Origin of the sequence: Sphingobium sp. (assembly GCF_033795625.1) — a bacterium.
GTDB lineage: Bacteria > Pseudomonadota > Alphaproteobacteria > Sphingomonadales > Sphingomonadaceae > Sphingobium.
The window spans coordinates 1-1,053 of sequence record NZ_JARYGI010000087.1; the positions used below are offsets into that span (position 1 = coordinate 1).

The 1,053-nt window shown below is 63.9% G+C and carries 2 protein-coding genes; one reads left to right on the plus strand and one right to left on the minus strand.

All coding sequences use genetic code 11. From position 1 onward, the window contains the following. Positions 1 to 5: 5 nt before the first annotated feature. A complete protein-coding gene (locus QHC67_RS19280) occupies positions 6 to 320 on the minus strand; it encodes a hypothetical protein (protein ID WP_413818575.1) in 315 nt (104 codons plus the stop codon). Positions 321 to 654: 334 nt separating this feature from the next. Between QHC67_RS19280 and QHC67_RS18665 the strand changes: the two genes are divergently transcribed. Next, on the plus strand, positions 655 to 1,053 hold a 399-nt coding region (locus QHC67_RS18665; protein ID WP_319296655.1), incomplete at its 3' end, for an IS110 family transposase.

Below are 1,053 nucleotides of genomic sequence, written 5' to 3' on the forward strand. Positions count from 1 at the left end.
CGATGTCAGCGCGATCGGTTTCGCTCGCGAGCAGCGTTTTTTTTGACGGTAAAACCGTGCTGGATCAGCAGCCGCGACAGCGACGCGGGGTGCGCCTTTATCCCCCGCTCGGCCAAGAGCCGCGCCGCCAGCTCGGGCATCGTGATGTCGCCATCGGCGTCCACCCAACCCGTCAATGCGTCGATATGGGCGCCCAGCACACCGCTTCCCGCCGGGCGCCCCTGCCGCGCCGGAGCCAGCATCCCGTCCGCGCCCGGCGCTGCGCCAGCCGGATCGCCGTGCTCGGTGCGACCCCGAACCGCAGCGCCGCCGCACGGCACGACCGGCCACGCTCGATCTCGCCAATGATCCGAACCCGAAGATCAACCGAACTGCTCTTGCCCATGATCCACCTCCAACACCGGTGAATCACAAATCTCACCCCAAGGGAATCTGGAGGTTTCTGTGAGGTCGCACGGCGCTGAGGGCCGATCTTGGCGCTGTGCGCGACCTCATTGAAGCCGGATTGAACGAACATGACGTAATCGCGGGAGCGATGGCCATGTATGGCGTGGCGGCGACGTTTGGACGTCTGGTGGGTTGGCTGTCCCCCGATAGAATGAAGAAACGGGCTCACGATTGACACCGGGCCCAGGCATCTAACGGAGGACAACCATGGAGCAGTATATCGGCCTCGACGTGTCCATGAAAGAGACGGCGATCTCGATCCGGCAGGACGGCAAGAAGATATGGCGCGGTAAGTGTGCGTCCGATCCGCAACTTCTCGCGTCGGTGATCCGCAAGCGCGCACCGGAGGCCCGGCGGGTTGTGTTTGAGACGGGACCGCTGTCGGTGTGGTTCTACCACGCGCTGACGGCGGAAGGCATGCCGGCGATCTGTATCGATGCGCGGCATGCCAAGGCGGCGCTCGATATGGCGGCAAACAAGACCGATGCGAACGATGCCGATGGTTTGGCGCATCTGGCCGAGGTGGGCTTCTACCGGGAAGTCCGTGTGAAAGGTTTCGACAGCATGCTAATCCGCACGCTGGTCACCGCGCGGCGGCAACTGCTC